General features: G+C 36.4%; 26 protein-coding genes. 20 read left to right on the top strand and 6 right to left on the bottom strand.

The genetic code is table 11. From position 1 onward, the window contains the following. Positions 1-22: 22 nt before the first annotated feature. Together EYB29_RS04160 and EYB29_RS04165 are read right to left on the bottom strand one after the other, a co-directional pair. A complete protein-coding gene (locus EYB29_RS04160; protein WP_166626657.1) occupies positions 23-3,445 on the bottom strand; it encodes an LPXTG cell wall anchor domain-containing protein in 3,423 nt (1,140 codons plus the stop codon). Between the two features lie 160 nt (positions 3,446-3,605). After that, complete coding sequence (locus EYB29_RS04165; RefSeq protein ID WP_166626658.1) at positions 3,606-3,866, bottom strand: DUF2627 domain-containing protein; 261 nt, start codon at positions 3,864-3,866, stop codon at positions 3,606-3,608. Between the two features lie 206 nt (positions 3,867-4,072). Here EYB29_RS04165 and EYB29_RS04170 point away from each other — a divergent pair, with 206 nt between their 5' ends. From EYB29_RS04170 to EYB29_RS04205, 8 genes are all read left to right on the top strand, one after another. Continuing rightward, on the top strand, positions 4,073-4,981 hold the full coding sequence (locus EYB29_RS04170) for a phosphate acyltransferase (protein ID WP_166626659.1): 909 nt from the start codon (positions 4,073-4,075) through the stop codon (positions 4,979-4,981). A gap of 19 nt (positions 4,982-5,000) precedes the next feature. Then, the gene (locus tag EYB29_RS04175; protein ID WP_026866364.1) at positions 5,001-6,101 is read left to right on the top strand and encodes a Leu/Phe/Val dehydrogenase; all 1,101 of its coding nucleotides are present in this window, start codon (positions 5,001-5,003) and stop codon (positions 6,099-6,101) included. Beyond that, on the top strand, positions 6,101-7,177 hold the full coding sequence (buk, locus tag EYB29_RS04180) for a butyrate kinase (RefSeq protein ID WP_166626660.1): 1,077 nt from the start codon (positions 6,101-6,103) through the stop codon (positions 7,175-7,177). Before EYB29_RS04175 ends, buk begins: the two co-directional genes overlap by 1 nt. Further along, positions 7,177-8,592, top strand: a complete 1,416-nt coding sequence (gene lpdA / locus EYB29_RS04185) for a dihydrolipoyl dehydrogenase (protein WP_166626661.1) — start codon at positions 7,177-7,179, stop codon at positions 8,590-8,592. Before buk ends, lpdA begins: the two co-directional genes overlap by 1 nt. Before the next feature lie 14 nt (positions 8,593-8,606). After that, positions 8,607-9,602 carry a thiamine pyrophosphate-dependent dehydrogenase E1 component subunit alpha gene (locus EYB29_RS04190; RefSeq protein ID WP_026866361.1) on the top strand — a complete coding sequence of 332 codons (996 nt, stop codon included), beginning with the start codon at positions 8,607-8,609 and terminating at the stop codon, positions 9,600-9,602. Then, entirely contained in the window at positions 9,595-10,578 is a 984-nt protein-coding gene (locus tag EYB29_RS04195; RefSeq protein WP_026866360.1) for an alpha-ketoacid dehydrogenase subunit beta, read from the top strand. The genes EYB29_RS04190 and EYB29_RS04195 overlap by 8 nt, the downstream gene beginning before the upstream one ends. Positions 10,579-10,592: 14 nt before the next feature. Further along, positions 10,593-11,840, top strand: coding sequence for a dihydrolipoamide acetyltransferase family protein (locus EYB29_RS04200; protein WP_166626902.1), 1,248 nt, complete (start codon positions 10,593-10,595; stop codon positions 11,838-11,840). A gap of 76 nt (positions 11,841-11,916) precedes the next feature. Continuing rightward, complete coding sequence (locus tag EYB29_RS04205) at positions 11,917-12,354, top strand: BrxA/BrxB family bacilliredoxin (RefSeq protein ID WP_026866358.1); 438 nt, start codon at positions 11,917-11,919, stop codon at positions 12,352-12,354. 46 nt (positions 12,355-12,400) lie between these two features. Here the strand turns inward: EYB29_RS04205 and prli42 are convergent, their stop codons facing one another. After that, on the bottom strand, positions 12,401-12,502 hold the full coding sequence (gene prli42 / locus EYB29_RS04210) for a stressosome-associated protein Prli42 (RefSeq protein ID WP_156889134.1): 102 nt from the start codon (positions 12,500-12,502) through the stop codon (positions 12,401-12,403). An 83-nt stretch (positions 12,503-12,585) separates the two neighbouring features. On the opposite strand from prli42, the gene EYB29_RS04215 reads away from it, so the two are divergent. Continuing rightward, positions 12,586-13,710 (top strand): M20/M25/M40 family metallo-hydrolase, encoded by a 1,125-nt coding sequence (locus EYB29_RS04215; protein WP_166626662.1) that lies wholly within the window; start codon positions 12,586-12,588, stop codon positions 13,708-13,710. Positions 13,711-13,785: 75 nt separating this feature from the next. On the opposite strand, the gene EYB29_RS04220 is transcribed toward EYB29_RS04215, so the two are convergent. Beyond that, positions 13,786-14,631: a helix-turn-helix domain-containing protein gene (locus EYB29_RS04220; RefSeq protein WP_166626663.1), complete on the bottom strand. Its 846-nt coding sequence runs from the start codon at positions 14,629-14,631 to the stop codon at positions 13,786-13,788. A 95-nt stretch (positions 14,632-14,726) separates the two neighbouring features. Here EYB29_RS04220 and rnz point away from each other — a divergent pair, with 95 nt between their 5' ends. Next, positions 14,727-15,653 carry a ribonuclease Z gene (gene rnz / locus EYB29_RS04225; protein WP_166626664.1) on the top strand — a complete coding sequence of 309 codons (927 nt, stop codon included), beginning with the start codon at positions 14,727-14,729 and terminating at the stop codon, positions 15,651-15,653. Here rnz and EYB29_RS04230 read toward each other — a convergent pair. Beyond that, positions 15,604-16,548 carry an alpha/beta hydrolase gene (locus EYB29_RS04230; RefSeq protein ID WP_240921826.1) on the bottom strand — a complete coding sequence of 315 codons (945 nt, stop codon included), beginning with the start codon at positions 16,546-16,548 and terminating at the stop codon, positions 15,604-15,606. The two genes, rnz and EYB29_RS04230, sit on opposite strands and share 50 nt — an antisense overlap. Before the next feature lie 120 nt (positions 16,549-16,668). Here EYB29_RS04230 and EYB29_RS04235 point away from each other — a divergent pair, with 120 nt between their 5' ends. The 4 genes from EYB29_RS04235 to deoB all read left to right on the top strand — a co-directional run bounded on the left by EYB29_RS04235 (position 16,669) and on the right by deoB (position 19,816). Beyond that, a complete protein-coding gene (locus EYB29_RS04235) occupies positions 16,669-17,214 on the top strand; it encodes an NUDIX hydrolase (protein WP_240921827.1) in 546 nt (181 codons plus the stop codon). 81 nt (positions 17,215-17,295) lie between these two features. Next, complete coding sequence (fur, locus tag EYB29_RS04240; protein WP_026866352.1) at positions 17,296-17,754, top strand: ferric iron uptake transcriptional regulator; 459 nt, start codon at positions 17,296-17,298, stop codon at positions 17,752-17,754. Then, a complete protein-coding gene (gene xerD / locus EYB29_RS04245) occupies positions 17,747-18,634 on the top strand; it encodes a site-specific tyrosine recombinase XerD (RefSeq protein ID WP_166626665.1) in 888 nt (295 codons plus the stop codon). Before fur ends, xerD begins: the two co-directional genes overlap by 8 nt. A 9-nt stretch (positions 18,635-18,643) precedes the next feature. After that, on the top strand, positions 18,644-19,816 hold the full coding sequence (deoB, locus tag EYB29_RS04250; protein WP_166626666.1) for a phosphopentomutase: 1,173 nt from the start codon (positions 18,644-18,646) through the stop codon (positions 19,814-19,816). 479 nt (positions 19,817-20,295) lie between these two features. Here the strand turns inward: deoB and EYB29_RS04255 are convergent, their stop codons facing one another. Next, a complete protein-coding gene (locus EYB29_RS04255; protein ID WP_166626667.1) occupies positions 20,296-20,829 on the bottom strand; it encodes a DUF309 domain-containing protein in 534 nt (177 codons plus the stop codon). 21 nt (positions 20,830-20,850) lie between these two features. Between EYB29_RS04255 and EYB29_RS04260 the strand changes: the two genes are divergently transcribed. From EYB29_RS04260 to ccsB, 6 genes are all read left to right on the top strand, one after another. After that, on the top strand, positions 20,851-21,561 hold the full coding sequence (locus EYB29_RS04260; RefSeq protein ID WP_166626668.1) for a segregation and condensation protein A: 711 nt from the start codon (positions 20,851-20,853) through the stop codon (positions 21,559-21,561). 2 nt (positions 21,562-21,563) lie between these two features. Further along, positions 21,564-22,091 carry an SMC-Scp complex subunit ScpB gene (gene scpB, locus EYB29_RS04265; RefSeq protein ID WP_026866347.1) on the top strand — a complete coding sequence of 176 codons (528 nt, stop codon included), beginning with the start codon at positions 21,564-21,566 and terminating at the stop codon, positions 22,089-22,091. A 5-nt stretch (positions 22,092-22,096) separates the two neighbouring features. Continuing rightward, entirely contained in the window at positions 22,097-22,819 is a 723-nt protein-coding gene (locus EYB29_RS04270) for a pseudouridine synthase (RefSeq protein ID WP_166626669.1), read from the top strand. A 109-nt stretch (positions 22,820-22,928) separates the two neighbouring features. After that, complete coding sequence (gene resA, locus EYB29_RS04275) at positions 22,929-23,459, top strand: thiol-disulfide oxidoreductase ResA (RefSeq protein WP_026866345.1); 531 nt, start codon at positions 22,929-22,931, stop codon at positions 23,457-23,459. A 10-nt stretch (positions 23,460-23,469) separates the two neighbouring features. Further along, a complete protein-coding gene (locus EYB29_RS04280) occupies positions 23,470-25,134 on the top strand; it encodes a cytochrome c biogenesis ResB family protein (protein ID WP_051220461.1) in 1,665 nt (554 codons plus the stop codon). A 10-nt stretch (positions 25,135-25,144) separates the two neighbouring features. After that, a complete protein-coding gene (gene ccsB / locus EYB29_RS04285) occupies positions 25,145-26,350 on the top strand; it encodes a c-type cytochrome biogenesis protein CcsB (protein ID WP_166626670.1) in 1,206 nt (401 codons plus the stop codon). Position 26,351 lies beyond the last annotated feature (1 nt).

The raw sequence follows: 26,351 nt of genomic DNA on the forward strand, positions 1-26,351 counted from the left end.
CTGTAGTCACATAGACCTACATTTATTTCTCATCACCAGATTTTCTTCTTCTAACTAAGAAGCCTAGGCCTAGTGCTGCAAGTAATGCTGCAAATACAGTTGTGCCTTGTTCATTAACACCTGTATTTGGTAACACTGCTACTTGATCATCTGTAGTTTCTACCACTGGATTACTATCTTTCTGCGTAATTTCTTTTACTTCATTTTTAGATATAGACCCTTCAGCCTGATCAACTTGACCTACATTTTCTGTGTAGACTTTAGAATGAGTATTTGTACCATCAGATGAATCTCCACCATGTTTTTCAGATGTTGGTGGGATAATAGTGTTTTCTTTGTTAGATTCACCGTAAACTACAGCATATTGACTGAAGCTAGAAGTTTCAAATACGACATAGTCATCGTCAGTTCTGAATGAAATGGCCTCTAGCGTTTCACCAATATCCCCTAGATAATATAGATTTGATACATATCCATTAGCAGGTAGGTAAACTGTAACAGGGTTGTTCAAGTTATATAATGAACCATCACTATTTAGAATATGAATATCATATAAATCATGTGTTGCATCAATGGCATTTGAAGGATTAAGTACAGTTACTTCTAACTGCTTGCCAACTAGCTCATCAGACACACTATAAACTCTAATAGCAGTATCTGGATCTTCTAATGAAGATGAAACATCATCAGTTGCTTCACCATTATCATCATCTAAGTCAGTTGATTCATCTCTTCCTACAACTTCTTCAGATTCATCATCTGATTCATTATCTCCATTACTTGGTTGTTCTGGTTGATCTTCAGTACTGTCATCAGAGATATTATCACTATTTGAATCATTTGGAGACTCGTCATCTGAGCCATTTTCATCATTACTATCACTCGGTGAATCTACTTCAGTACTATCATCAGAATCATCGTCTCTTTGATTCTCATCTGTAGATGTATCTTCATTCGAATCATCAGCAGATTCATCGTCATCATCAACTGGTACTTCAGGTGTAGAGTCATCTCCTGACTTATCAGTGCTTTCGTCGTCATCTTCTTCAGGTGCCTCTGGAGTAGAACCATCATCTGAGTTATCAGTACCTTTATTATCATTTTCTACTGGTGCTTCGGGTGTAGAGCTGTTGCCTGAGTTATCAGTACCTTCGTCGTTATCTTCTTCAGGTACTTCAGGGATAGAGTCATCACCTGAATTATCAGTACCTTCATCGTTATCTTCTTCAGGTGACTCAGGAGTAGAATCATCACCTGAGTTATCAGTAGCTTCATTGTCATCTTCTACTGGTGCTTCTGGAGTAGAATCATCATCTGAGTTATCAGTACCTTCATCGTCATCTTCAATTGGTGCTTCTGGTAGTGCTGATGTGGCAACATCACCTGCATACATCCAGCCGATTGTTGACCCGTCTGCGACATTTTCAAGTAGGTAGTATTCTTCATAATTGTAAATTTCAGAGCGAACCACTCGAACATCTTCTCCTAAGTAGTTGCTGGCATCGGCAGTTTTAACATCTGTGATACTTTCATAAATCCCTCTATTTTGGTTAGTGATACTTCCGGCAAGATTTGATTTATCTCCTTCAAAAGTAGGCATATAAATGCTTGGCGTAGTGACTTTATTATAGAGGTTGTTGTAACGACCTTGGATTAAGCTAATCACATCTTCATAAGCATATCCATGTGATTGGAAATATTCATATGGGTCAGGTGAAGCTGTTCCACCTAAAATGTTTGAAACTTCTACGTGAGACCATAATGTACCATTTCCTGAACTATCCGCTCTTTCAGCTGGAAGTTTATATTTATAAAGTAGATTAGCAATATAGTCTGCGTAGTTATTAATTGATCTTGCGAAGTCATGTTGGTTATCGTGTCGTACAAGTTCTACTTGTAAATGAATTTCATTTGATACAGGACCCGCACCATAAGCGAGATAATCTGTATTTGCAACTTGAATGATGTTATCAGCATCTACAAAGGCATGTACAAAGGCATTTTCCCAATTCTCGGACATGTAACTAATCTCGCCATGTATCGTTGAGTTATCATTACCAACATCATGTAACACCACACCTGAAGGTTGGCCAACTTTACCGTTTTCAGGCTCCCATCCAATGTTAGATTCATAAGCATATTGAGGTAGATGATCAATAATATCGTATTGAATTTCTGCTACTTCAAAATTATTTTCTGCAATATAACTATTAATATCCGTAATTGCTTGAGACATTGACATTGCACTCATTGTGCTAAAGACCTGATTCTCATCAATCTCAACACCATGTTCATCTTCAACGGCTTGTGTCAATTCCTTCAGTGTTTCTTCATCAGCTTCAATATTGTCAGCATTTTCTTCTATAAACGCTGTACGTTCCTCAGCAGATTTATTTTCTAATTCACTCGTAAGTGTTTCAGAATCATATTTATATGTAGCTTTTTCTGATTCGTCAGTTGCTGATTTGTTGATCTCTACATCTTCAACTGTCTCTTCAATTTCTTCAGCTTCTTCTATTGATTCTTCAATATTTGTATCAGTTTCATCTATTTTTGTAGCATCAGTAGCTTCTTCTGATTCTGGATTACTTTCTTCTTTTGAGGTTTCTACAGTCTCTTCCTCAGTAGATTCATCTGATTCTACGTTTTCTTCTGCTTTAACTTCAGGGGTAGACTCAGCGTTTTCTTCTAGAGTTTCTTCAACAGTTGAATTAGCGATTTCTACTTCTGTAGTATCCGTTTCTTCTTCAGTTTCCGTATTATTTTCTTCCTGTGAAGGTGCTTCATTTACTTCCTCAGAAGTTGCTTCTGAATCAGCAATTTCTGATGTCACTTCTTCAACATCTTGTGCTGGTTCTTCTACTGGCTCACTTACAGTCGTTGAATCTGAGTTTTCTTCTGTGGTTTCTTCAACAGTGGTTTCTGTACTTTCTAATGTAGTATCCGTTTCTTCTTCAGTCTCAGGATTACTTTCTTCTTGTGAAGGTACTTCAGTTACTGCCTCAGTAGTCACTTCTGATTCTTGAAAAGCTGCTGTTACATTTTCATTAGTGGACGCCGTGTTTTCAACAGTTTCTTCTTCACTTTGGACATCTTCTTCAACCGTTTCTTCTTCCGCTGTCTCACTATTCTCTGACTCAGTTGACTCTAACTCGTCAACATCTTCATTAACTTCACTTTCTTCATCTTCAGGAGCGGCTTCTTCATCCGATTCTAGAGTTTCTTCTGTATTTTCTTCTTCAACAATTTCTTCTGAATCGTCACTTTCATCCGTATCGTCATCTGGTAAATTATCAACTTCACCGTCTTCTTCATAGTAAGTTTCTAAATTTTGTTCGTAACTTTTCTCTTCTTGATCAATCTCATCTGCACTAGCGACCATCGTTGAGGCAAGTAAACTTGTAGAAAGTAGGGTTGGGATAATTAAACGATTCTTGTACTTCATTAAAAGTAACCTCCATCAATTAATTTATAAGGCAATTATAGAAGAGTAAAGTCACAAAATTATCAAAATTTACAGAATTTAATACAATTGTAATATAAAAATCCCCCAAAAGTTACAATTAACATACTCGTCTGTAACCGTTGGAGGCCATAAAAAACTATTAATTTGTCTCGTCATTTTCTTTAAGTTTTTTTAAAAATCTTTCTTGTGCACGTTTATTTTTTCTTTCTCTATGAAGGAGGTAACCCCCAATGAACCAAACACCAACAATAGTCATAATTAAACCAACTATAAATTGGAGGGCTGTATAAGTAAAGGGATCGATTACGATACCGAATATGCTGTCTCGCATCAATTTGATTCCGACCCCAGCAATTATAAATGGGATAACAAGTATTAATAAAGCGATAATTTTCTGCATTAACATGCTCCTAATCTAAAATACTAGTTATATTATACATTAAATAATAGCTTAAAAATTTAAGAATTTATGAAATTATTAGTTCTAATATTCTTAATAATTAAACATTCGTAATACACTTTTCTTTTATATATTTTAAAGTTATCCTTAATGTAAGGGCTTACAAACAATGGATGATACAAGCGTTTTATATTAAATATTGTATAATGAATGTAGGAGGGATTATTATTAATTTTGACAGCATGTTAAATCACAACAGGAGTCCTTCTCAGTCTATAGCTTTGGTTCGTGCAGACTCAAATGAGCTCTTAGAAATAGTCAGAGAAACAGTCGAAAAACATGAAATAAAATGGCACCTCTATGATGATGAATCGTTATTAGTGAATTCATTTAAAGATATGGCTTTTGACTATCAGTCTTACGACATAGAAATACATGATGTTAAAGGGGATACCGAAGCGGCTGACCTAGCTGCTAAAGATATTCACAGTGGTCGGGCCAGTGTGTTAATGAAAGGATTAATATCGACAGGAACAATACTCAAAGCAGTGCTTAATAAGGAATTAGATTTATTAGATAAGAAGGTACTATCACATGTTGCCTTATTCGACATACCGACGTATCACAAGCCTATTATTATCAGTGATGCAGCTATGAACATTGATGTCGACAATGAAAAGAAAGTTAATATTATAGAGAATGCAATAGAGGTCGCAGAAAATCTCAATATCAATAAACCAAAAGTAGCCTTAATTTCTGCAGTTGAAAAAGTGAATGAGAAGATTCATTCTACAGTCACAAATGATACAATTGTAAAAGCTGATTTATTTTCAAATGCGATCGTCGATGGACCAATGTCATATGACTTAGCAATGTCAGCTACTGCTAGTGAAATTAAAGGCTATAAATCTGAAGTTGCAGGTGATGCGGATATTCTCATCATGCCTCACATTGATGCAGGCAACGTTTTATATAAAGCATTAACAGTATCAGCTGGTGCACATAGTGCAGGTATAATTACTGGTTTAAAAGTCCCATTTGTACTCACATCTCGGGCAGATACTAAAGTAGAAAAATACAATTCAATCAAACTCGCACTACAAATGCTCAACTAAATTTAGGAGGATGTTTAAGATGATATTTACGGAAATGGAACATGGGGATTACGAACAACTTGTATTTTGTCAGGATAAACAAAGTGGCTTAAAGGCGATCATTTGTATACATGATACAACACTCGGTCCAGCCCTTGGAGGTATTAGATTTTGGAACTACGATAAGGAAGAAGATGCAATCACTGATGTGTTAAGACTTGCTAAAGGCATGACATACAAGAATGCTGCAGCTGGCTTAAACCTCGGTGGTGGTAAAACAGTAGTAATCGGTGACGCTTCAAAAGATAAGTCTGAAGCCTTCTTCCGTTCTTTAGGACGTTACATTGAAAACCTTGGTGGTCGTTATATTGCTGCTGAAGACGTCGGTACCACAGTATCAGACATGGACTATATCTTCCAAGAGACTGATTATGTTTGCGGAATTTCTGAGGCATACGGCTCATCTGGTAACCCGAGCCCATTTACAGCGCTTGGATTATTCCGAGCAATGCAGCGTACTGCTAAAGAAGCATTTGGTAGTGATGATCTTTCAGGAAAAACGATCTCCGTTCAAGGCGTCGGAAACGTTGCTTACAGCTTATGTGAGTTACTACATGAATCAGGAGCAAATTTAATTGTTACAGATATTAATGAAAAAGCAGTTCAACGAGCTGTAGATAACTTCGGTGCTAAGGCAGTAGGTTTAGATGAAATATATAGTGTAGATGCTGATATCTTTGCACCGTGTGCACTTGGTGGAATTTTAAATGATGACACGATACCACAACTGAAGGTTAAAGCAGTATGTGGTAGTGCAAACAACCAGCTATTAGACATTGAGAAACATGGACAAATGTTAACGGATGCAGGAATTATGTATGCGCCAGATTATGTCGTTAACTCTGGTGGGGTAATCAATGTTGCTGATGAGCTAGAAGGTTATGACAAAGAACGTGCGACATCTAAAGTTAACAATGTATACAATCAAATCGACAAAATTTTTACGATAGCAAAAGAGCAAAATATCTCACCTCAACACGCAGCTGATCATCTTGCTGAGAGTCGCATTGAAGCCATTCAAAACGTCAAAAGTGTCTTCACTCAAAAAGATAAAAATATTCTAAGTGGTAGAAGAAAATAATGTCTATTTTATCATTAGTAATCAATCTCGGGAGCACGACTACAAAAGTCGCGCTCTATCGAGATTTATCTTGCCTAGAAGTTAAGACCTACTCGCATGACAAGGCTCTAATTTTAATGCCTCTCATAGACCAAAAGTCAGTTCGCTTTGACACAGTGATGGGCTTTTTACGAGAGTGTAATGTAACTGCAGAAGAGTTGGATATCGTCTCAGCACGGGGTGGCCTATTAAGACCCATTGAAGGCGGCACTTATTTAATTAATGAAGAAATGTTAGATGACCTCATTTCTAAGAGATACGGTGATCATGCTTCTAATCTAAGTGGTATACTCGCCAATGAATTTACAAAACAGTACGGTATTAAGGCAGTAATTACTGATCCTGTTGTCGTGGATGAACTGTGTGACGAAGCAAAATATACAGGTTTAAAAGGTGTTAGAAGAACATCAATCTTCCATGCACTTAATCAAAAAGCAGTCGCCAGAAAATATGCAGATTCAATTGATAAAAACTACAAAGACTTGAAGCTTATTGTCGTACATATGGGCGGAGGTATTACTGTTGGTGCTCATAAACACGGCAAGGTTATCGACGTTAATAATGGTTTAAATGGTGACGGACCAATGAGTCCAACACGTGTCGGTTCAGTTCCAGTCAATGCACTATTGAAATATAAAGCCGATAATAATTTAAGTGATGAAGCAATTATTTATACTGCTTCTAAAGCAGGTGGCTTAATATCCCACCTTGGTATAGAAGATGTACGCACTGTCGTTCAAAATATTGAAAATGGAGATAAGCATAGTAAAGAAGTACTTGATGCAATGATTTACCAGATTGCCAAAGAAATCGGCGGAAAAGCTGCCATTCTAAAAGGGCAGGTTGACCAAATCATCTTAACAGGTGGAGTCAGTTATAGTGACTATGTTATCAATGGCATTAAAGAATATATTGCCTACATTGGACCAGTGACCGTTTACCCAGGTGAATTGGAGATGGATGCATTAGCCTACGGTGCATACTCCGTAATTCAAGATAATAACAAGCTAAAATACTATAAAGCAGGTGGTCAATAATGACTAAAAATTACGATACCGTCGTAATCGGTGGTGGAACAGCTGGCTATGTGGCAGCAATTAAACTCAGTCAACTTGGTCAGAGTGTTGCTGTTGTTGAAAAAAGTAAGCTCGGTGGTACTTGTTTGAACCAAGGATGTATTCCTACAAAAAGCTTTTTAAAGAGCGGAGAAATGATAGAGAATATGAAAACAGCATCTCGTTTTGGTTTAGAGAATCATACACCATCTTTTGATATTAAAAATATTAATAGTGTAAAAGACAAGGTTGTAAACCAGATGCAAAATGGCATTAAATACTTACTTGATAAGAATAAGGTGGATGTAATTGAAGGTACGGCAACGATTCTTGGGCCCTCACTTTTTTCACCGCTTGCCGGTGCAGTCAGCGTATCCTATGAAGATGAATCTATGGAAAGTGAAGTCCTTGTCAATGACCAAGTGATTATAGCGAGTGGTTCAAGGCCAATAGAATTACCATTCCTTTCATTTGATCATAAGGTTGTCCTATCTAGTAACGACTTAATGCATCTTGAAAATATACCCAAAAAAGTTGCACTGATTGGCGGCGGCGTCATAGGCGTTGAATTTGCGACTATCCTATCATCTTTCGGTAGTGAAGTGACTTTAATTGAAGCGGCTGACCGACTCTTAATTCAAGAAGAAAAAGATGCTTCAAAAGCAGTTGAAAAATCCTTAAAAGACAAAGGTGTCAGAGTGTTAACCGGTTTTACACTGGATCCAGACGATATAGAGATTAAAGATGACCATGGTGAAATAGTGGTGAATAGTGAAAAAGAAAGCTATGATAAAATTATCGTTGCTGTTGGAAGACAACCTAATACAGATCAACTCGGCATTCAAAATACGAAAGCTCAAGTGACTGGTAAAGGTACGATTGAGGTTAATGAGTACTATCAGACTAAAGAATCTCATATTTATGCCATCGGAGATGTTATAAATACGCCTCAACTTGCACACGTTGCGATTGAAGAAGCGGTTATCGCTGCAGAGCATATAGCAGATCAGAAACCACTGACTTTGGACTATAATAAGATCCCTAGATGTGTCTATACCTCACCAGAGATTGCATCAATTGGTATGACCACTGAAGCTCTAAAAGAGAATGGAATAGATTTTAAAACCCATAAGTTACCTTTACAAACAATCGCAAAAGCTGTGATTGAAAATGGTGGAGAAGGTTTTATAAAGCTAAATGTGTCACCATCAGGTGATATTTTAGGAGCGACAATTGTCGGTGCACATGCGACTGAGTTAATCAACAGTATATCTATTGCAGCATTTATGAATGCATCAACGCTAGAATTATCTAGTGCTACATTTGCGCATCCATCAGTTGGTGAAATCATAAAAGAAGTCGGACTCGATGCAGAAGACATCGCAATCCATGTATAGGAAGGTGAGACATATTGTTATCACATAAAGAAACAGATTTAACAGAATCGGATTTAAAAGAAATGTATAAATTAATGGTCTTATCAAGGCGACTAGATGAACGTATGTGGTTGTTAAACCGTGCAGGTAAGCTACCCTTTGTTATTTCTTGTCAAGGTCAAGAGGCAACCCAAGCTGGTACTGCCTTTGCTTTAGATAAGGAAGTTGACATTCTAAGCCCTTACTATAGAGATCTAGCCTTAGTGACACACTTCGGTATTACACCAGAAGAAACGATGTTATCTGCCTTCGCAAGAGGTGCTGATGTACAAAGTGGTGGACGTCAGATGCCTGGACACTTTTCTAAAAAGGAAAGTAATATTTTAACTCAAGGTTCTACCGTAACGACTCAAGTGATTCATGCTGTAGGTGCGAGTTACGCCTTTAAAATGGATGGTAAAAAAGCTGTTGCCTTAACCACTTTAGGGGAAGGTTCAACTTCTCAAGGGGATTTTCATGAAGGCTTAAACTTCGCAGGTGTCCACGATTTACCATTTATATGTCTAATTGAGAACAATAAGTATGCCATTAGTGTACCGACAAGCCTTCAATATGGAGCAGAAAAGTTGTCTGACCGTGCAATTGGTTATGGTATGCATGGTGAACAAGTAGATGGTAACGATCCAATTGCGGTATATAAAGTAATGAAAGAAGCCCGTGAACGTGCTATTAACGGCGATGGTGCTTCCTTAATCGAAGCCTTATCCATTCGATTAACCCCACATTCTTCTGATGATGATGATAAATATAGAGATCCAGAAGAATTAAAGAAAGATAAGAAAAATGATTGTATAGACTCGTTTAAAACATATTTACTAAGTGAATCTATCGTCGATGAGTCTTGGTTAGAAGAATTAGAAAAAGAAATTAAAGAAACTGTCAATCAAGCAACAAAAAGAGCTGAAGCTGCACCTTATGCAGAACCAGAATATGCGCTTAAACACGTTTATGAGGAGGTAAACAATGGCTAAATTGTCTTATCTCGATGCTATAAAAGATGCATTATTTACTGCCATGGAACAAGACGATGATGTTTTTGTACTTGGAGAAGATGTAGGTAAAAAAGGTGGCGTTTTTAAAGTAACGGAAGGCCTACAAGAAAAATTTGGTGAAATGAGAGTTTTAGATACGCCACTTGCCGAAAGTAATATTGCAGGAACTGCCATTGGGGCAGCGATGGTGGGCAAAAAACCAGTCGCTGAAATTCAGTTTGCAGAATATATTTTACCTGCAGTCAATCAAATATTAAACGAGGCTGCTAAAATTAGATACCGTTCAGACAACGACTGGAATGCGCCACTTGTCATCAGAGCACCATTTGGTGGTGGAATTCACGGCGCACTGTATCATTCACAGTCCATCGAATCAATTTTTGTTTCTACACCAGGTCTAAAAGTCGTTGTGCCATCGAATCCTGCCGATGCAAAAGGTTTATTAATGGCTGCCATTAAAGATAACGATCCGGTCTTATATTTTGAACACAAGAAAGCTTATCGTCTCTTAAAAGGTGAGGTGCCAGAAGGGGAGTATATCGTACCTATTGGACAAGCGAATACTGTCCGGAGCGGGGATGATATTACCGTCATTACTTATGGCTTATGTGTTAATTATGCTGTACAAGCTGCTGAACAGTTATCTAAAGATGGATATGAAGCAGAGATATTAGACTTACGAACATTGTATCCACTTGATAAGGAATCAATTATTAAAGCAGCTTCTAAGACAGGTAAGGTGCTACTTGTAACAGAAGATAATTTAGAAGGTAGCGTAATGAGTGAAGTTTCTGCAATCATCGGTGAAAATTGCCTCTATGATTTAGACGCACCAATTACGCGATTAGCTGGTCCTGATGTACCATCTATGCCATATGCACCACCTATGGAAGACTTCTTTATGATGAACCCAGAAAAAATATACAATAAAATGCTCACACTAAGTGAATACTAGGGAGTGAAATAATGATTGAAATTACGATGCCTAAATTAGGGGAAAGTGTCACAGAAGGTACAATTGAAAATTGGTTGGTCAAAGTTGGGGACCATGTCAATGAATATGATGCAGTATGTGAAGTTAACACGGCAAAGGTAACTGCAGAAGTTCCTTCTGTTTACGACGGTGTAATTAGAGAAATCCTCATTAATGAAGGTGAGACTGTAGAGGTGGGAACACCAATCTATAAAATTGAACCTGACAATGCAGCAGTTAAAGAAGAAGTTGATGAAGAAACTGATGATTCAGAGATAAATGATGTACCTTCAGAAAATAAAGAATCAGTTAAAGCTAGTTCAGATAACAATTCTTCTAAACGACTATCACCTGTAGTGATGAGAATGTTGAGTGAACATGGTTTGGATGCCAATAGTATAGAAGGCACAGGCTTTGAGGGACGAATAACTAAGAAAGATGTAGAAAAATTCATTGCTTCTGACAACCAACAGCAAACTGTAAATAAAACTGATTCAGCACCAAAAGAGACGCCTCATATATCTACACAAGAAACAGGCGTAACAGCTGGTGAGAAAATCAAGGTTAAAGGTGTTCGTAAAGAAATTGCTAAACGCATGGTACAATCAAAAACTGAAATTCCACATGCTTGGCTCATGATGGAAGTCGATGCGACAAATCTAGTAAATTTACGTAACAAACACAAGGCAAAATTTAAAGAAACAGAAGGTGTTAATTTAACTTACTTCTCTTATTTCGTTAAGATTGTTTCTGAAGTACTTAAAGATTTCCCGCTGTTAAACAGTTCTTGGGACGGTGACACAATTACAGTTCATAAAGATATCAACTTATCTATTGCGGTTGCAGACGAAGACCAGCTCTTTGTACCGGTCATAAAAAATGCAGATGATCGTTCATTAAAAGGCATCGCTAAGTCTATCAACGAACTTGCAACTAAGGCGAGAACGAAAAAGTTAACGGGTGAAGACATGGCTGGTGGTACATTTACTGTAAATAATACTGGTGCCTTTGGCTCTGTGCAGTCTATGGGTATTATCAATCAACCGCAAGTTGCGATTTTACAAGTTGAATCCATAGTAAAGAAACCAGTCTTCATAGATGATATGTTAGCAGCAAGACACATGGTAAACCTATGTCTATCGATTGATCACAGAGTTTTAGATGGTCTCATGGCTGGAAACTTCTTACAAGCAGTTAAACAACGAATTGAAAATATTGACCCAGATCATTCGTCAGTTTATTAACTTTACAAACTTCTTTTAGCGGTCTAGAATAAAAGTAATTACTAGACTCGTCTTGAGTCAAAAAAGGAGTTTTAGTATGGATTTAGATTTTAACCTATACATGCAAGATCTCGTTCAAAATGCTAGAAATGAATTAACTGAATCTGGGTACACAGAATTACGTACACCTGAAGATGTAGATCAAGCTTTAAATAAAGAAGGTACTGCCTTAGTTATGGTGAACTCTGTTTGTGGTTGTGCAGGTGGTATCGCAAGACCTGCTGCAATCCATTCCTTAAACTATGACAAACGTCCAGACCAATTGTTAACGGTTTTTGCTGGTCAAGATAAGGAAGCAACAGAACAAATGAGAGATAGAGCACCAGATTACTTACCTTCCTCACCATCATTCGCATTTTTCAAAGATGGAAAAATTGTCGATATGATTGAAAGACATGAAATAGAAGGTCACGAAATAATGAGTGTAATGACTGGAATTCAAGCTTGGTTTGAAGAACACGGTAAAGAAGTTTAAAAAACACCGGTTTGTGTCCTAGGATACAAACCGGTGTTTCTCATTTTTAAAATGAAGTTAAATATGAGATGCCCATCATTAGTCCTGAAACAACAATCAGTATAATCATGAACCATATGATGAATTTTTGAACGTTTTTATTTTGCATTATTCAACCATCCTCGGTATTTATTGTTATAATAACTATACATGAAGGTAAATCAACATATCAACACTTGGAGGCATTATTTTATGAATAAAGAACGTCTTACAGAGCAATTTTTAGAAATTGTCCAAATCGATTCAGAATCTGGCCAAGAAAGACAAGTGGCAGATTATTTAATCAATCTTCTTAACGAACTTGGACTTGAAGGTTTTGAAGATGACTCACAAAAGACAACCGGTTATGGTGCTGGTAACCTGATTTATACATTAAAAGGGGACAGTAACATTCCACCAGTTGCTTTCATGGTTCACATGGACACAGTGACACCAGGTAATGGTGTTAAACCACATATTGAAGATGGTTATGTTTACAGTGATGGTACAACAATACTAGGTTCAGATGATAAGGCTGGAGTCTCATCTATTATAGAAGCTGTTCGCGTTCTAAAAGAAGAAGGCATTCCACATGGTGATGTAGAAGTCATCATTACAGTGGGTGAAGAAACTGGTTTAGTTGGTGCTAAGGCTTTAGACATTCAGAACATAAAAAGTAAATTTGGTTATGCGGTTGATGGCACAGGTGAAGTAGGTACAGTGGTTAACCGTGCACCATCACAGACAAAAGTTAGAACACAAATCTTTGGTAAAAAAGCACATGCTGGAATTGAACCAGAAAAGGGTATTAGTGCAATCAACATTGCTGCTAAGGCAATTGCAAAGATGAACCTAGGTCGAATTGATGAAGAAACAACTTCAAACATTGGTACAATTACGGGTGGTCAAGCAACAAATATTGTCAGTGACCATTGCGAAATTTTAGCAGAAGTTCGTTCATTGTCTGATGAGAAGTTACAGAGTGAGACAGATAAGATTAAAACTGCTTTTGAAGAAACCGCAAAAGAACTTGGTGGTAGTGCAGAGGTTGATGTTGAATTGATGTATCCATCTCTATATGCAAAAGAAGACGATGTAGTTATAACAACTGCTTCAGAAGCGATTAAAAACATTGGCCGTACGCCTAATGTCATCAGTCTTGGTGGCGGTAGTGACGGTAATATCTTCCATGGAAATGGTGTGACGACAGCTATTTTAGGAGTTGGATACGAATATATCCATACAACAAGTGAACGCATGCCATTAGAAGAACTTTATAAAATGACAGATTTAATTGTTGAGATTGTTAAAGTTCATCATAAAAATGAAAGTAAATAAATTATAAATAGAACCGTACATTAAGTTTATAGGCCGTTAATGATGCCAAGTAACTTAATATACGGTTCTTTAATTTTAATCATCGATTGCTTGCCAAACTTGAATTTTGGTTGTTGGATCCTCAATTTCATAAGTATGTTTGATTAATTCTAATGAGAAGTCACAAGTCAAATTGACATCTTCTTTAAAGTGCCAACGTCGAAAGATGTATTTATAGACGTCCCCAATTACTGTTGAAGGATAGCCTTTGGTGTCAAAAATCTCATAGTTCATAGATTCAGTGTAAGTTTCATCAAACGGTGTATTTTGATTACTTGTGACCCCGACAAATATTTCCATTTCATCATCAATCGTTCTTTCTTGAACAAAGATACCTTTTATAAAGCCATCATTGTATTTCAAAAGTTCATCAATTAAGCCATCTCTTTCTAGGACTCTCAAAAATTTATGCTTATATTCCGGACGGTAGGTATTTAGGTCGAAATATTGAGCAATGCCAGTGAGCCTAAAACTTTCTACAAAACTTCGATATGATGGATACTTTGGTTTTTTTGATGGTACAACCTCAAAAGCAATTTGCTCAAGTTGATCCATCTCTTTAAAATAACGATCTGTTTCATGCACTGATATCCCAAATGTTTTTTTGTACATCGCTTTAAATTTTTCTAAATCTCTATAACCATAGTACTTAATAATATCAATAAGCCGGCGGTGGCCCTCATATACTTCAAATGAAATCTCAGTCAGACGACGTTTTTCCTGATATTCAGCAGGTGTCATACCAACTAGGGAAGTGAAAATGGTGAGAAAAGACTTTGGTTCTACCCCCATCTTATCTAGTACATCTGAAAAATCTATATTCTCTCTTAAATGATCTTCTATGTATACGATAAATCTTTCTACAAATCTAATAGTTTCCATATTATCACCTTTTTTAAATTGCTCATCATACCACCTAATATCATACCACAAGTCATATTGTGATATAATTAAACAAGAAAAATTGAGGTGTCAAAATGAGATTAACTGTTCTTGGATCCGGTGCAGGCTTACCGTCAAAAGATAGAAATACACAGAGCATTATTATAAACTGTGTTAGCGAATATAATGAATATATCCTTATCGATGCTGGAGAAGCCTTACAACACCAGATTCTTCATACACATATAAAGCCCGCTAAAATCAAAAATATTTTTATAACCCATCTACATGGCGATCACATATTCGGCTTGCCAGGTTTTCTATCGTCTAGGGCATTTCAGGGTGGGGCAGATATTCCTTTAACAATCTATGGACCAAAAGGGTTGGCTGAATGGTTAGAAGTTACATTTAGATTGTCTGAGAGCACTTTAAACTACCCGTTAACGATTATCGAAGTTGAAGATAAGGCTAACTACGATATAAATGGCTTTACTGTCACTGTACACGCTTTAGATCATGGCATTGAGTCCTACGCTTATTTCTTTAATGAGCACGACAAGTTAGGCGGCTTGAACAAGGATAAGTTGCTTGACCTTGGCATTAAACCTGGCCCCATATATGGACACATAAAAGCTAGTGAAACGTTCACCTTTGACGATGTTACTTATCAGTCCAAAGATTTCATTGGCGAAGATACTAAAGGCATAAAAATCGCTGTTCATGGGGATACGAGACTTATAAATAATCCACTTTATTTAGCTGATTTGTACCAAGCAAATCTTATTGTCCATGAAGCCACATTTTTAAATAATGAAATAGAAAAAGCACATGATTATTTCCATTCGGAATTAAATCAAGTGCTCCAAAATTTTAAAGATTTAAATTATCAACAGCTAGTGTTTGTTCATATTAGCAGCCGGTATACCGATCAGGATATCGAAGTTGTTAAATCACAATTACCTGACAACGTCTTTATTGCTCATGATTACTTCGAACTTCCCATCCCGCGTACTGTTCAATAAAGGATTGAACAGTGCTGCGGTATTTTTTTTGATTGCGGTTAAATGATTCTACATGATCGCCGCGTTCTGGATACCAAGCTTTTTTTGGTCCTTTCTTCTTTTTATATAGGGCTAAGGTAGATTCATACGGAATGAATTTGTCTTTTTTAGAGTGAATGAACAAAATGGGCTGCTCAATCTGATCGATGACTTTAATAGGTGAGAGTTCATAAATACTATAGTGGCTTCTAAGTTTAAGTATCAGATAGGTAAAGAACAAGACAGGTGCGGTGGCAGTCTTAGATATTGATTGATAGACAGATGTTAATTGCTCACTAAAGCGAGCAAATGACGCATCTGAAATGTAAAATTCTGCTTCATTAGAAAGCTCTCCTGCATAGAGTAACATTGTTGCAGCACCCATAGATTCACCATGAATACCGAAGCGAATATCTGACCCATATGTTTTCTTCAATCTTTCTATAACAGATTCTAAATCAAATTTTTCATAATACCCATAAGTTGAATCTATTCCACCAGTTTTCCCGTGCCTTCTAGCATCATAAACCACACAATTGTAGCCCATATCTGTAAACATATGTACATACTTACTTGAACTTATGCTGTTTTCAGATACACCATGTAGGAGGACCATCCAATGATTCGTCTCATGTGGATGGTAAAAGGTCGAGTGAATGTCGTAACCAAATTTAGACGGTATTTTCAATTCATTCTTTGGCATATTCTTTAAGACTTCTAAATTCATTCTCTTACCGCGTGTTTCTCTTCTGATTATGATTTCAATTTCTCTTAATTTGAAAAACATAATCTGACTTGATGCATAATAAGCAACAGAAGTTAGTATAGTTAACACTGATAAGATCAATATAAAAAACCAGGATTTATACTGTTTCAAATTCTTACCTCCTCACATTTCACAACAATTATTATATCATCAGTTTTAGAAATATAAATTTTTATTTTTTGACAGGGATTGTGATATATTTATAATAACTTTTACAAGGTAGGGATTATAATGACGGATGAACATTTAATTGAAAAAACAAAATCAGCGGAAGATATCTACCAAGGTAAAATCATCGATGTAAAAAAACTAACCGCAGAACTTCCTGACGGCAGTGAGGCTTTTAGAGAAGTCGTCTATCATAAAGGTGCTGTTGCACTAATCGTAACGGATGATACATCAATGTACTTTGTCCGCCAATTTAGAATATCGACAGATGAAGTACTGTTAGAGATCCCAGCTGGTAAGGTTGAAACTGGCGAACACCCTGACGACACAGCAAGAAAAGAACTCAAAGAGGAGACAGGTGCAACGGCAGAATCATTAGATAAATTATATGAATTTTATGTCTCTCCTGGATTTTCTAATGAATTGATTCATTTATATAGTACAAAAAATGTTTCATTTGATAATATGGAACTTGAAGATGATGAATTTCTAGACCTAGTAAAAATACCGTTTCAAGAACTAAAAACATGTATGCATAACGGTGAATTTAGAGATGGAAAAACTTTAGTTGCAGTTCACCATGTGCTCGCCGAAAAAGGTTATTTATAATAATTCTAAATAGTATTGAAAATCTTTCTCAATCATGTATAATTGTTATAAATAAGAAATTGAAATTAAGTAGGTGCTGTTGTGGAAAAACGAATAGAGAGAATTAAAGAAGCATTGCATGAGGCTCGCTATAAATTGACTCCACAGCGTGAAGTGACTGTGAGAGTCTTATTAGAAAACGAAAGCTCACATTTAAGTGCTGAAGATGTATTTATGAAAGTAAAAGATAAGTACCCTGAAATTGGACTAGCGACAGTTTATCGTACCTTAGAATTATTAAATGAATTAAATGTACTAGATAAGGTGAATTTTGGAGATGGTGTCGCACGATATGATCTTCGTAAAGAAGGTGCGAAACATTTTCATCATCACTTAATCTGTACACAATGTGGCTCAGTGGAAGAAGTAGAAGAAGATTTACTACCAGAGGTGGAGAAGATTATCGCTCATGAATTTAACTTCCATGTTATCGATCACCGTTTAACTTTCCATGGTATTTGCAGAAACTGTCAAGAGAGAGATGGCAATAGTCATGTTTAAAACGCATATTGACGAATATTTAAGGTATTTGAAAATAGAAAAAGGACTTAGTGATGCTTCTATATCTTCCTATAATCAAGATTTAAAAAAGTATAGTCAATTTTTAGAAGATCAAAATGTTACGAGGGTAGACTCAATTACTGCAGAGACTCTCGTAACTTTTTTGCAGTTTTTGACTTCAGAAAATAAGAGTGCCAAAACAATCAGACGCATGCAATCGACCTTAAAGAATTTTCATCAGTTTTTACAAATTGAACGCATCACTGAAAATAATCCGGCACTCCGCTTACAAACACCAAAAGAAGAAAAAGCTTTGCCAGTCGTCTTAACGATTGAAGAGATGGAACGTTTATTGCAGTCACCAGACCAAACGACTCAAGGTATTAGAGATAATGCGATGATGGAGCTGTTGTACGCTAGTGGACTCAGAGTCAGTGAACTGATTAATTTGAATATATCTGATTTAAATTTAGAGATGGGCTTTATACATGTTTATGGTAAGGGTGAAACAGAAAGAATTGTACCCACTACAGAATATGTTGCAAAAAAATTAACGAATTACATAAAAAATTACAGACTTAAGTTGCTAAAAGACGAAAATATCGATACACTTTTTTTAACGAATCGTGGGAAAGGTTTCACGAGACAAGGCTTGTGGAAAGCAATTAAAAAGTATGTCAGAGACAGCGGTATTGATAAGAATATAACACCGCATACTTTTAGACATTCCTTTGCAACACATTTAATTGAAAATGGGGCGGATTTAAGAGCGGTTCAAGAAATGCTCGGACACTCTGACATTTCAACAACACAAATCTATACTCAAATTTCTGCAGGTAAAATTAGAGAGATGTATAAGCAGTTTCATCCAAGAAAGTAGGTAAATTTTATGTTTAAGAGAATTCACTTAATCGTGCTAGATTCAGTTGGAATTGGAGAAGCACCAGATGCTAAAGACTTTGGAGATGAGGGTACACATACCTTACGTCACACTTTAGAATCTCATCCAAATACTTTGCCAAACCTCTCACAACTTGGTTTAGGTAATATCGATGACTTACCAGGCGTAGATCAAGTTGATCAAACAACAGGTTTTTACACAAAAATGCAGGAAATTTCAAAAGGTAAAGATACAATGACTGGCCACTGGGAAATCGCTGGTTTAAATATTAATACAGCCTTTAAAGTATATCCAGATGGTTTCTCTGACAAATTACTAGACAAGATTAAAGAAGCAACAGGTCGTGGCATTGTGGGTAATAAGCCTGCTTCAGGTACGGATATTATTGAAGAGTTTGGGGAACATCAAATTGAAACAGGTGACCTGATTATCTATACTTCAAATGACCCAGTACTTCAAATTGCAGCAAACGAAGAAGTGATTCCACTTGAAGAACTCTATGATATCTGTGAAAAGGTACGTGAGATGACAAAAGATCCTGAATTCTTAGTCGGCAGAGTCATCGCACGTCCATTTGTTGGCAAGAAAAAAGGTGAGTTCAAGCGCACAGAAAATCGCCATGACTATGCCCTTAAACCTTTTGGACAAACAGTCTTAAATGCCCTAAAAGATGAAGGCAAGGATGTCATTGCGATCGGTAAGATCAACGATATCTTCACAGGTAGCGGTATCACTGACTTTGTGCGTACTAAAAGCAACGATGACGGTGTCGATAAGCTACTTTCTGTTATGAATAGAGATTTTGATGGTTTATCATTCTTAAACTTAGTGGATTTTGATGCTGAGTATGGTCATAGACGAGATCCAGTAGGTTACAGTAATGCCTTAAAAGAATTCGATGATCGTTTACCTGAAATTACTTCTAAATTAGGTGAAGATGAGTTACTCATCATCACTGCAGACCACGGTAATGATCCAACTTATACTGGTACAGATCATACTAGGGAATATGTACCACTATTAATCACTTCAGGTAAAGACTTGAATTACGGTGAAATTAATCAGTGTCAAACATTTTCTAACATCGCTGCAACGATTGCAGATAATTTCGATGTTGACTATAAAACACACGGTAAAAGCTTCCTTGGGGAACTGAAATAATGAACAAGGCAAAATACATTATTTTCTTTGGCATACTATTGATGTGTCTAATCTGGGGATTTGTTTACTGGTTTGTAATTGTATAGATAATATTGGTTTTTGATTTTGGTTTTTAGTCAGGGAGGGATCTTGTATATGAGATTCCTCTTTTTTGGATTAAGTCCATAATATTGTGTAATAAAGAAATGAGTCAAATCAGATCTCTATAATACAATGTAGTTACCAGACAAACATTGATGGGAGAGATATGAAATGACTCAATTAAATTTTAACTTATGACTTGATATATTAATAGCACTATTTTTCAATTCTGGTGTTAGAACTATATGTATAATTGTTCTAAAAACTAAAAATACTGTCCTCCTAAAGATAATTATTGATGATTAACAAGTAGAACAGGGACGTTGAGTTCTCATCACCATTCAAACACTCTAGGATAGGGACGACGATCCTTCATCACCACTCAAAATCAAATCAACTCAATTCACCTTATTGTTCAGTGCTTCTAAGCGTTTTTGGATCACGTCTGATCGATCTCGCATGCTGTGTTTGTGTGTGATCTGCACATTGGTTTCGAAATTTGCCAGCATTGTTGTCATAAATTGACTAAAGGAATCGAACTCGTTCTCATGCGCATTGTATAATGCCTCCCAGACCCAGTCTTGAACAGGAAATTGCATGGGCACAAAAGATTTTTTGGGGATCTCTTGATAGCGTCTCTCTATTTTATTGATAAATCCATCTTCAAATCCGAATACACTCAAATCATATTGATTATCTTCATATAGTTTTAATGCGCGTTTATATGACGTTGTGGCGCCGATTACATTATCTCTTCTGTAGTGATATTCACCTGTAACAATCAAGACAATGAATACTTCAGCATCCGTTTTTGTGAAATTTTCTTTATCTTTCCATACATCTTCCATGATTTCATGGCATTCAAAGTAATCTTGCTTTATAATTAATTCGTTAAAGAATTCAATGATAGTGTTTTTATTAATTGGTATCACTCCTGAAATAGAGGTTATATAATGTCATCATATAAAGTGGAATTGGATGTTTTTGAAGGTCCTTTGGACTTACTTTTACACCTTATTAAAGAATTAGAAATTGATATATACGATATTCCTATGAAACTTCTTACTGAACAGTATATGGAATATATCAATCAGATGAAAGTACTAGAGCTCAATGTTGCCAGTGATTATTTAGTTATGGCAAGTGAGCTTGTTAAAATAAAAAGTCATATGCTACTACCTGAACCTCAGTATGTTGACGAGGAATATGAGGATCCACGTGGTCCCTTGATGACTCAACTTATAGAATATCAAAACTATAAGCAATATGCAGAGGAATTGAACAAGATGAAAGAAGAACAGAGTAAGTATTTCATCAAAGCACCGCATGATTTTTCAGATGATAGGGACGAAAGGGAAGACCTAACATTTAACTTGAATGACTTATTAGACGCTTATAACAAAGTAAAGTCTCGCGTGAGCCTTTCTGAAGACGCATATGTTGTGGTCAGTCCTGATGAGTATTCAAAAGAAGATGCTGTCGCTTTTATCGATAAAAGTTTTAGTGGTCGTAAAATACTAAAAATGACTGAATTGCTTACTTTTAACGAACCGAAAACAAAGGTTGTACAAGTATTTATTACAATTTTAGAATACATCAGTCAGAACTTATATCGTATCAACACGATTACGAGTGATGATTTTGAACTTGAAAGGTTGGTTTAAGCTTGGAGAAAATTAACATTATTGAAGGGCTCTTATATATCGCAGGTGACTTAGGTTTAAGTGAAGAAGCTTTAATCATGCACGTGCCAATCACAAAGATCCAACTTGAAAATGAAGTAAATGCATATAGTAAAGAACAGTATGTTATTGAAAGACATGGGGATATGTACTATTTGAAGACGAGTCCAGAAATGGAGAAATATATTAGCCGGGTACTTGCCGATCGTCCTCAAAAGAAATTGTCCCAAGCATCTCTCGAAGTTCTAGCTATTATTGCTTACAACCAGCCAATTTCAAGAAATGGTATTGAAACTGTACGTGGCATTGCGTCAGATGGACCAATTTCAACATTGATTAATAAGGGACTAGTGAAAAAGAAGAACATTCAAGATGAACGCGCTAGTCATTTTGAAACCACCCAACACTTTCTAGAGGTATTTGGCCTTAAATCTTTAAGTGATTTACCTAGTGATGATATGATTAGTGAACAAGAAGAGATTGACTTATTCTTCAATAGTCTAAAGGAGTAAAACACATGACAAGTACACGTATTAATAAGAAAATTGCTGATGCTGGAATTACTTCCCGTAGAAAAGCAGATAATCTAATTGAAGAAGGTAGAGTAACAATCAACGGTAAAAAAATTACAGAACCTGGTATAAAGGTAACAGATAAGGACCAGGTGAAAGTCGATGGTGTCATCATTACTAAAGAAGAACCTGTGCATATTTTATACTATAAGCCAACAGGTGAAATCTCATCTGCCGAAGACGATAAAGACCGTGAAACTGTCATTGATGCCTTTGATGACATTGATGCGAGACTCTACCCAGTTGGTCGTTTAGATTATGACACTTCTGGAATCTTACTCGTCACTAACGATGGTGAGTTTACCCAACACATGACACATCCTAAATATGAAATGAAGAAAACTTACAGAGTAAAAATAGATGGCGTTTTACTTCGTCATCAACAAGATGAAATGCGACGAGGTATACGTTTAAGTGATGGTAAGACAGCACCGTGTGACTTAAAAGTGATCAGAGATAAGAGTGGTAAGGACATGATTTTAGAAATTTCTATCCACGAAGGACGTAACCGACAGGTAAGACGTATGTTCGAACATTTCGGCTTAAACGTGACAAAACTCACTCGTATCCGCTTTGACTTTCTAACACTTGAAGGATTGAAAGAAGGCGACTATCGCTACTTAAAACCACATGAAGTTAAAAAGCTCATCGCTAACAGTAAAAAGTAAGTCGTAAATGTCATAATAATGTCAAACCGCCATAAAATGAGTTGTGTTATAATTGGCACTATGCACGCATTTTATAGCGGTTTTATAATATATTGAAAGGAGCCTAACTTTGAAAAAAAGTACAAGGAAAGTCGTTCGTACAGGAACGATTATTACAATAGCAGCACTATTAGGTTTAACACTTTACCTAAACTTAAGAGATGGTTCCCAAACAGTAAATGTTGGTGACGAAGCAGTGGATTTCAAGCTTGAGACGCTAGATGGGGATGAAATTCAACTATCACAACTTACTGATGAAAAAGGGGTTATCTTAAATTTCTGGGGCACATGGTGTAAACCATGTCGCGAAGAAATGCCCGATATGAACCAAGTATATAATGAAGGCCATGAAGACTATGAAATAATTGCTGTCAACGTTTCTGAAAATCCTCAGCAAATTTCACAATTTATTTCAGGCTTATCTGAAGACTTGGATTATCCGATTGCACTCGATCCAAATCGTAGTGTCACAAAGGCTTATAATATCGGCCCTTTACCAACAACAATAGCGATTAATAAAGATGGTGAAGTTGTGAAAAAACAGGAGTATCAACTAACTAAAGAGGACATACATGCCTTTATAGAGTCTTCTGTAGAATAGGATGAACTTAATGAACACTAAAGATAATAATGAAGAAGTAAAAGAAAATAAGAATGATATTACATGTAGTCATTGTGGCCATGTCAATCCACCGGGGACGCAACTTTGTCAGTCCTGCGGTAAGATGATTAATGAAAACTATGACAAGAAGAAAATTAAAGATTTAATGCGCTATGACGGTAGTGCAGTACGTTCCAAAGTGAAGTCTAAAAGTATCTTTGATAAGATTTGGAACTTCTTCACATCCATTAAGGTGGGTGTCGGTATCATTGCAATAATCGCAATTGCTGCTGCTATTGGAACAATCTTACCACAGGAATACTTTATTCCGATTGGTGCAGACCCACTAGAGCACTACACCGAACAATATGGAACATTTGGTATGTTGTATTACAAACTTGGCTTTACTCAGCTGTATTCCTCTTGGTGGTTTGTTTTACTTAACGGTCTATTGGCTTTATCTATTATTGCAGCGAGTGTCGATAGAGGTGTACCTCTATACAAATCATTAAAAAATCAACGTGCGAAAAAACACGATTCATTCTTTAGACGCCAACGTTTAAACAACAACTATGACAATGTTAGTAAAGCACCTGAAATTGTTAAATCGTTTGAAAACAAAAAATACAAATTAACTCAGGACGGGAATCATTACCTATTAGAAAAAGGTCGTTTATCTAGATGGGGCCCATACATTAACCATACTGGTTTAATTATTTTACTCATCGGTAGTATGCTTAGATTCTTCCCAGGGGTATATGTTGATGAAATTATCTACGCTCAAGAAGGTGAGACTGTAAGTGTCCCGACAACGAACGGTAAATATTACGTCAAAAACGAAAGTTTCACAATCGATACGTATGATGAGGAAAGTGGAACAGTATTTGATGAATCTCTACAAAACAACATGGAAATGACCATCAGTAACTTCCAAACAGACATTACATTTTATGAAAACCAAACAGCTGATGTTGTAGGATCATCTCCTGAGCTAGAAGAGGTTGACAAATATAGTATTAGAGTAAACCATCCTTATGTATTTGAAGATTATCAACTTTATCAATCTTCTTACGATAATTCACAGATGAAATCGATGACCTTTAGACTAGAAGATAGTGAAGGTAACACGCTAGGTGACAACTTCACGGTAGAACTTGATGACCCAGAAGATTCTTATCAAATTACCGAAGACGTTAGTATCGATATGCGTGCCTATGCACCAGATTTTTTAGAAATAGATGACAACGGTACATTGATTACGGCAACACCTGTACCTACAAACCCTGCCTTTGTATTTGAAGTAGATGATGGTGAAAAACAAGAGCTGAGCCTACTTCAAATTATGAATTCGACTGATATTACACAAGATAATGAGTACAACATTCGCTTTGTAGAAGCAGAAGATCATATGGCAAGTGTACTGACCTTGAAAAAAGACTTAGCAATGCCTTATATGGCAGCTGGCTTTATCATCTTCTTAATCGGACTCTTTATTGGTTCATATATCAATCACCGTAGAATTTGGATTAATGCAGAAGGTGACACAATGAACATCGCTGCACATACGAATAAAAACTATTACGGTATGAAGAAAGAAATGAATACAATATTAGAATCATATGAATTCGAGGCTATGAAAGATAAAGAAGAAGAGGAATCGAATTCGAAAGGATAGTGTTTAATATATGGATGCAACATTTTTATCAATAAGTAATACACTCATATTCATCGCGTTTATCATGCTACTCGTCGCACTGATTCCACTCGGTATCAGTATCAAGTCAAAGTCAAAGACCCAAAAGTATGAAAAAATTGCGCTTTGGATGATTATTATTGCCTTTATCTTAGAATTAGGCTATTTCGCTTTCCGTTGGATGGCGACGGGACATGCACCGGTATCGAACATGTATGAATTTATTGCCATGTTCTCAATCATGCTCATCGGTGGTTATCTAATTACGTACCATTACTTTAAAACTAAAATATTCGGTTTATTTGCAATACCGATTTCCTTATTATTACTTGGATACGGTAGTCTGTTCTCAACAGATGTTCAACCATTAATACCAGCACTTCAGAGTAGCTGGCTAGCCATTCACGTTATTACTGTAACCTTATCCTATGGTATACTTTCAATGAGTGCTGTAGCAGGATTGATTTACTTACTTAAAGCCATTCCTGCAGATGAAAAATCATGGCGCGCAAGATGTTTAGAAATGATAATGGTCGGATTAGTAATTGTTGCAACATATATTGTAACAACACTCGTGATGAAAGAAGTCGTCGGTTACAATGATGAATTTTACTACACAGATCAAACTGGACAACAAGTAATCGCCGAATATCATTTACCAAGTTTAATTAACTACCAGGACGCAATTCCTGTAGAACACGTTGGAAACAATGAGTTTGAACCAACTGAACATTTCCATCTAGGTATTGATTTACCTCCAGTAATTAAAGCGGACTCACTTAATACTGTCCTGTGGTCAATTATTTTAGGTATCGTCGTCTATGGAATCGTTCGATTAATACTCAGAAGACGAATCTTTTCACTCTTTAAACCATTAACTAAGAAGGTCGATCTTGTCTTAATGGATGAGATTGGATATCGTTCGGTTATTATCGGCTTCCCACTATTTGCTTTAGGTGGCATCTTCTTCGCTGCAATTTGGGCACAGATGGCATGGAGTAGATTCTGGGGCTGGGACCCGAAAGAAACATGGGCCTTTATTACTTTCATGTTCTATACGATTTTCCTTCACTTAAGAATTAACAGAGGTTATGAAGGTGAAAAATCTGCATGGTTAGCAGTGGGCGGTTTCCTACTTATTCTGTTTAACTTAATTGCAATCAATATGATTGTGTCCGGCCTACATTCATATGCATAAT

Source organism: Jeotgalicoccus sp. S0W5, assembly GCF_011634875.1.
In the GTDB taxonomy this organism is placed as follows: domain Bacteria; phylum Bacillota; class Bacilli; order Staphylococcales; family Salinicoccaceae; genus Jeotgalicoccus; species Jeotgalicoccus marinus.

Coding starts and splice junctions, on each gene's coding strand:
- EYB29_RS04280 (WP_051220461.1), top strand. CDS start 23,470: ATGAACACTAAAGATAATAATGAAGAAGTAAAAGAAAATAAGAATGAT.
- EYB29_RS04270 (WP_166626669.1), top strand. CDS start 22,097: ATGACAAGTACACGTATTAATAAGAAAATTGCTGATGCTGGAATTACT.
- xerD (WP_166626665.1), top strand. CDS start 17,747: ATGTTTAAAACGCATATTGACGAATATTTAAGGTATTTGAAAATAGAA.
- EYB29_RS04165 (WP_166626658.1), bottom strand. CDS start 3,866: ATGCAGAAAATTATCGCTTTATTAATACTTGTTATCCCATTTATAATT.
- EYB29_RS04160 (WP_166626657.1), bottom strand. CDS start 3,445: ATGAAGTACAAGAATCGTTTAATTATCCCAACCCTACTTTCTACAAGT.
- EYB29_RS04205 (WP_026866358.1), top strand. CDS start 11,917: ATGGATTTAGATTTTAACCTATACATGCAAGATCTCGTTCAAAATGCT.
- EYB29_RS04170 (WP_166626659.1), top strand. CDS start 4,073: ATGAATGTAGGAGGGATTATTATTAATTTTGACAGCATGTTAAATCAC.
- EYB29_RS04260 (WP_166626668.1), top strand. CDS start 20,851: ATGTCATCATATAAAGTGGAATTGGATGTTTTTGAAGGTCCTTTGGAC.
- EYB29_RS04175 (WP_026866364.1), top strand. CDS start 5,001: ATGATATTTACGGAAATGGAACATGGGGATTACGAACAACTTGTATTT.
- prli42 (WP_156889134.1), bottom strand. CDS start 12,502: ATGCAAAATAAAAACGTTCAAAAATTCATCATATGGTTCATGATTATA.
- EYB29_RS04195 (WP_026866360.1), top strand. CDS start 9,595: ATGGCTAAATTGTCTTATCTCGATGCTATAAAAGATGCATTATTTACT.
- buk (WP_166626660.1), top strand. CDS start 6,101: ATGTCTATTTTATCATTAGTAATCAATCTCGGGAGCACGACTACAAAA.
- EYB29_RS04235 (WP_240921827.1), top strand. CDS start 16,669: ATGACGGATGAACATTTAATTGAAAAAACAAAATCAGCGGAAGATATC.
- ccsB (WP_166626670.1), top strand. CDS start 25,145: ATGGATGCAACATTTTTATCAATAAGTAATACACTCATATTCATCGCG.
- deoB (WP_166626666.1), top strand. CDS start 18,644: ATGTTTAAGAGAATTCACTTAATCGTGCTAGATTCAGTTGGAATTGGA.
- EYB29_RS04215 (WP_166626662.1), top strand. CDS start 12,586: ATGAATAAAGAACGTCTTACAGAGCAATTTTTAGAAATTGTCCAAATC.
- lpdA (WP_166626661.1), top strand. CDS start 7,177: ATGACTAAAAATTACGATACCGTCGTAATCGGTGGTGGAACAGCTGGC.
- rnz (WP_166626664.1), top strand. CDS start 14,727: ATGAGATTAACTGTTCTTGGATCCGGTGCAGGCTTACCGTCAAAAGAT.
- EYB29_RS04220 (WP_166626663.1), bottom strand. CDS start 14,631: ATGGAAACTATTAGATTTGTAGAAAGATTTATCGTATACATAGAAGAT.